General features: G+C 69.2%; 6 protein-coding genes. 2 read left to right on the top strand and 4 right to left on the bottom strand.

The window, feature by feature from the left end; translation table 11 throughout:
* Together JNK68_07025 and JNK68_07030 are read left to right on the top strand one after the other, a co-directional pair.
* Positions 1–777 (top strand): 4Fe-4S binding protein (locus JNK68_07025; protein MBL8540109.1); only part of this gene is annotated, 777 nt, incomplete at its 5' end.
* 4 nt (positions 778–781) lie between these two features.
* Positions 782–2596 carry a VWA domain-containing protein gene (locus JNK68_07030; protein ID MBL8540110.1) on the top strand — a complete coding sequence of 605 codons (1815 nt, stop codon included), beginning with the start codon at positions 782–784 and terminating at the stop codon, positions 2594–2596.
* A gap of 60 nt (positions 2597–2656) precedes the next feature.
* On the opposite strand, the gene JNK68_07035 is transcribed toward JNK68_07030, so the two are convergent.
* The 4 genes from JNK68_07035 to JNK68_07050 all read right to left on the bottom strand — a co-directional run.
* Positions 2657–3235 carry a hemerythrin domain-containing protein gene (locus JNK68_07035; protein MBL8540111.1) on the bottom strand — a complete coding sequence of 193 codons (579 nt, stop codon included), beginning with the start codon at positions 3233–3235 and terminating at the stop codon, positions 2657–2659.
* Positions 3236–3246: 11 nt separating this feature from the next.
* Positions 3247–3633, bottom strand: coding sequence for a SirB2 family protein (locus JNK68_07040; protein MBL8540112.1), 387 nt, complete (start codon positions 3631–3633; stop codon positions 3247–3249).
* Positions 3630–4109: a hypothetical protein gene (locus tag JNK68_07045; protein MBL8540113.1), complete on the bottom strand. Its 480-nt coding sequence runs from the start codon at positions 4107–4109 to the stop codon at positions 3630–3632. The genes JNK68_07040 and JNK68_07045 overlap by 4 nt, the downstream gene beginning before the upstream one ends.
* A gap of 13 nt (positions 4110–4122) precedes the next feature.
* A partial coding sequence (locus JNK68_07050) for an NnrS family protein (protein MBL8540114.1) occupies positions 4123–5173 on the bottom strand: 1051 nt, incomplete at its 5' end.

Below are 5173 nucleotides of genomic sequence, written 5' to 3' on the forward strand. Positions count from 1 at the left end.
GTGCGCGGAGAGGCCACCACGGCCGCGACCGCACTGTCCATCGTGCTGCGCGGCATTCTCCCACCGGTGGCCCTGGCGGCCGCCTTCATGACGGTCGCCTGGCACTACGGCCGCCTCTACTGCGGATGGCTGTGTCCGCACTTCTCCGTGGTGGAAACGCTGAACGACCTGCTGCACCGGGCGAGCGGCAAGCTGAGCCTGTGGGACACACAGCGCACGCAACGCGCGGGCCGCAACCCGGACGTCCGCTGGTGGCCGGTCTTCGTGCTGGCCTGCGCGACCTTCGGCTTTCTGTGGGCGATCACGCTGTTGACGTACCTGCTGCCGCCCGCGCAGGTCTGGGGGCATCTCGTGCACAGCGCGCTCACGCCGGGCGAAGCACGTTTTCTCGTCGTCGCCACCCTCGTCTTCACGTGCGAGTTCCTGTTCGCCCGTCACCTCTTCTGCCGCTTCGGCTGCGCCGTCGGTCTCTTTCAGAGCGTCGCCTGGATGGCCAATCCGCAGGGACTGGTGGTCGCCTTCGATCGCAACCGTGCACGCGACTGCCGCGGTTGCAGCACGCGCCAGGCAGCGTCCGGATCGGCCTGCGACCATGCCTGCCCGATGCGGCTCAAGCCGCGCAACATCAAGCGGCTGATGTTCTCGTGCGTCCAGTGCGGCCAGTGCCTGACCGAGTGCGAAGAGTCGCACGCCGCGAAGTGCCGGCTGCCCAACCTCGCGTGGAAGGCGGGCGCGGAGGCCGTGCGCGAAACGCGGCACCCGCAGCGCCAGGTCTAGCATCGTGGAAGAATGGGTCGGCGAGCGCTGGCATCGCCTCATCACGCGCGCTGCCGACCGCTCCCACCCGCGGCAGGCGGCGACGCTCGCGACGATGCAGCGTGCGGCGAGCCTGCTCTTCCGTGCCACCGGCGGCACCGCCGGCGTGCGCGTCGTCCCCGCCGCCGCAGCGCGCATCGGCGGGCCGCGTGACTGGCTGCAACGGCTGGCCGGCAGCGGCAGGCGCGCCGCGCTGCCGCGGCTCGACGGCGATACGCTCGCGCTCCCGCCGGTCATCGCAGTGTTCGACGAGCAAGCGCTGAATCGCGACCTCTATCTCTGGCTCGCCGCGCTCGCCGCGGTGCACACGCCCGGTGAGCGTTGGATCGCCGGCAACGTCGCGGCGACCGAGCGCGCGCTGGAACGCTGCCCCGGTTTCCGGCCGCGCTGGCAAAGGCTGCTGGACGCGCATCTTGCGCAACGACCTGCACCGAAAAGCCTGCGGGGAGCGGCAGCCACCGCAGAGGGCGCCGTGCAGCGGGCATTGCGCGGTGAGCGCGTGGCCGACTGCGAGCCCGCCCCTGCCGAAGTCGCGCCCGTCTGGCTGTGGATCGAGATCCTGCCGTCGGCGGCGGCAACGGCGGGCACGCAGGACGTGCATCGCGCAGCCGGCGCCGGCCGCGCCGACGGCGGTGCGAAACGGCGCCGGACGCGACGCGTCGAGCATCGCCCGAGCCGGGCGCCGCTGCTGCTCGCCTCGCGCGCCGAGGCGCTGCTCACGTGGAGCGAGCATCTGCCCCTGGATCGCGCCACCGACGACGAGGACGACGGCAATGCCACCGCCGCGGCCGACGACATGGAAAAGCTGGCGATCGCGCGCGACAACACCGCGCCCGCCTCGCGCGTGAAGTTCGATCTAGATCTCCCGAGTGCGAGCGTCGACGATCTGCCGCTCGGCCCCGGCGAGACCCTGCCCGAATGGGACTGGAAGACGCAGCGACTGCGCGCCGAATTCTGCCGTGCGACCTTGCTGGTGGCGCGTCCCGGCGATCCGTTCCAGCCCTCGCACGCACTGCGCACCACCGCCCGCCGCGTGCGCCGCCGACTGGAAGTGCTGCGCGCGGCGCCGCGCTGGCAGCGCCGTTGCACCGACGGCGACGATCTCGATCTGGACGGCTGGGTAGACAACGCGGCGGAGGCCGGCGCGGGTCCGCGGTGTTCCGATCCGCCGGTCTATGCGCGACGTGCGCACGTCGAGCGCAGCCTCGCGACGCTGCTCCTGGCCGACCTGTCGCTTTCGACCGATGCCTACGTGAACGACCACGTGCGCGTGATCGACGTCATTCGCGATGCGCTCTTCGTTTTCGGCGAGGCCCTCGACGGCACGGGAGACGCCTTCGCCATGCTCGGCTTCAGTTCGGTGCGCCGCAATCACGTGCGCATCCAGCTGCTGAAGGACTTCGATGAGGCCTGGGCGACCGCGACGCAGACCCGGGTCGGCGCCATCAAGCCCGGTTACTACACGCGCATGGGCGCAGCGGTGCGTTGGGCGACGAGGCGTCTCGCGCAGCGTCCGGAGCGCCAGCGCCTGCTCCTCATCCTGACCGACGGCAAGCCGAACGACATGGACGTGTACGAAGGCCGCTGGGGCATCGAGGACACCCGGCATGCGGTGCACGAGGCGCGAACGGCAGGTGTGCTGCCGTTCTGCCTCAGCATCGACGACGAAGCCCACGACTACCTGCCGCACCTCTTCGGACGGCAGGGCTGGGTGCACGTGCACAGACCGGCGCAGCTGCCGGCACGCCTCGCAGCAGTGTACGGACGACTTACCCGCTGATTACGCCCGGCGGCCGCTCCGACCAACGTCGACAGCGGAACGCGCAGCGCAGCGCACTCATCATGACGAGGAGGGCGCCGCGCTCCCCGGCGCTTCGGCTTCCGGGGGCTTCACGCCGCGTCGAATGCTCATCGACCACCCGATCTCCGTCAGCGCCGCCGGCGGGAGAACGCGCTCCGCCAGCGCGATGACGTCGTTCTCCTCGATCGCCATGTGGTTGCGGTAGACGGTGCAGAACGCACCGACGAGGACACCGTCGAGGCCGTCGATGGCGCCGCGTGCGATCGCTGCCAGTGCCGGTTCGATCTCCGACCAGAGCCGCTCCATCTCGCGATGGTCCGCCACCATCGACGTCACGAGCAGCGCGGCGCGCTGCGCATCCTCGCCGGTCGCGACATCGAGCAGACGCGGAAAGAGATCGCGCTCCTCGTCCGCGTGATGGTGCGGGCCGGCGAGCGTGAAGTAGCGCAGCACGCCGGCCGCCGCCTCGCGCGCAGTCTGATCACAGCCATGGCGCTTCAGGTGCGGCACCAGACGCTCGAGCGTCGTGCACTGGTGCGCGATGCGGTCATGACAGGCGCGCAGCATCTCGATCGGTTCGTCGAACCCCGGCAGTGCCGGAACGAGGGGCAGTGTCATCGGCTATCTGCTCAAAGCGCGAGAAAGCCGCGCGGGTCGTGCGTGAGCGCCACGGAGACGACGTAGGAAAAGCTCACCAGCGCGCCCGCGAAGGCGGCAATGCGCATCTGCAGCGTCCTGCCGCGCTTGAGCGCCACCGTGCCGAGCAGGATGTAGACGAAAAGCCCGATCACCTTCGCGGTGAGCCAGCCCGCGGTGCCGGGATACGCGCCGAGCATGACCGCCATGGCAATCGCGCTCGCCAGCAGCACGGTGTCGACCACGTGCGGCGCCACGCGCGCCCATCGTCCCCGGTTTCGCAGGGTCCCTCGAATCATCCAGACGCCCCGCACGACAAAGAGCACGATGGTAATCGCGACACAGCCGACGTGCACGTTTTTCAGCAGCGTGTAGGTCACGGAATCCAGAACCAGCCGTGGCTGCCCGCCACGGCGCCGGCGACCGCAAGCAGGCTGATCGAAAGCAGGAACCAGTGCATGCGTTGAATCAGCGCGAAGGTGCCGACCGGATCGCGCTCCGCGCGGGCGAGGAAGCGGCGATGGAGCACGAGCGGCTCGAGGACGAAGAGCATCATCGTGAAGATCGCCCACACGATCACCATCGCGTGCATCCACCAGAACGCGGGCTGCACGAAGCGATCCCAGGCGTCCATGTACTCGATCATGTAGAACCCCGACAGGCCGGTGACGAGCGTGGTGAGTCGCGCCTGCCAGGCAAAGCGGCGCTCGACGCGCTCGAAGAACGCCACGCGCTCGTGCGGAGCCTTCATGTTGCGCACCGCGGGCAGCAGGATGGTCGTCACCATGGCAACGCCGCCGATCCAGAACACCACCGCGAGCACGTGCAGCACCCGCGCGAGTGCGAAATCGTTCACCTGCGCCGGACCCTCAACCGGGACGCTGGTCGACCCGTGGCGCGAGGTATATCGGCAGATAACGCCACACCCAGGACGCGAAGCACGCCAGCCAGAGAACGCCGGCCATTAGAGTCAGCGCATGTCCGGCGCCGGCGCCAACTCCCGGCAGGTCGCCCGCGACGCGCAGCAGCGCGGAGCCGAGCATGCCGAGGAAGCAGTGCCAGGTCAGGCGATCGGCCGTCAGCATGCGGCCGGAATGGCCGAGGGAGACACGCGAGACCATGCCGATCACCATCGCCGAGAAGTAACCGATGGTCATGGCGTGCAGCGGGGCGCGGCCGAGCACGTGTTCGCCGGTGACGAGCAGCACCAGGCTCTGGATCGCGAAGAGGGCAAGGGCGAGCGCCAACGCCGCGAGCGACAGATGTAGCACCGCCAGGAGGTGGATCCGGAAGCTGCGGAAGAATCCCCAGAGCAGCGCGAGAAGGCCGACCGTCACGCACATAGGCAGATCGAAGAGCCAGGTCCACTGCGGGTAGCCCAAGATGACGAGGGCACCGTGCCCGAGGCTGCCGGTGAGCAGCAGGGCATGCGACCAGGGTGGCCGAGCGATGGCCGGATCCTGCAGCGCGCGTGACGCAAAGAACGGGACCATGCGGTTGCTGATGCTGATGAAGACCGGCAGCGCGAAGAACCAGATGCCGCCTTCGCTGAAGAGCAGCGGCAGCCACGGTGAACTCCAATACAGTGCCGCCACCAGGCTGGCGACGCCGATCCAGCCGAAGCTCATGGCCGCGCAGAGAATGGCAGCGTGGCGCACGTCCTCGGCGGTCAATGCGATCAGCCGAAACAGCGCCGCGAGCCCGACGCCCCAGCCGGCGAGCACCAGCAGCAGCGCAGCGGTGATGAGTTCGCGGTTGGCGAGCAACGCCGGGTAGAACAGCGCGCAGCCGGCAGCCATGAGCAGCATCGCCGGCAGGTAGAAGCCGCGTGGCACCTTGACGTTGAGCCAGTTCGGCACTGCGGTCATGAGGAAGCCGAACATGAAGAACGGCAGAAAAGCGTAGATCGCGAGAAAGGCG

The organism is Betaproteobacteria bacterium (genome assembly GCA_016791345.1).
GTDB lineage: Bacteria > Pseudomonadota > Gammaproteobacteria > Burkholderiales > JAEUMW01 > JAEUMW01.

Coding starts and splice junctions, on each gene's coding strand:
- JNK68_07035 (MBL8540111.1), bottom strand. CDS start 3,235: ATGACACTGCCCCTCGTTCCGGCACTGCCGGGGTTCGACGAACCGATC.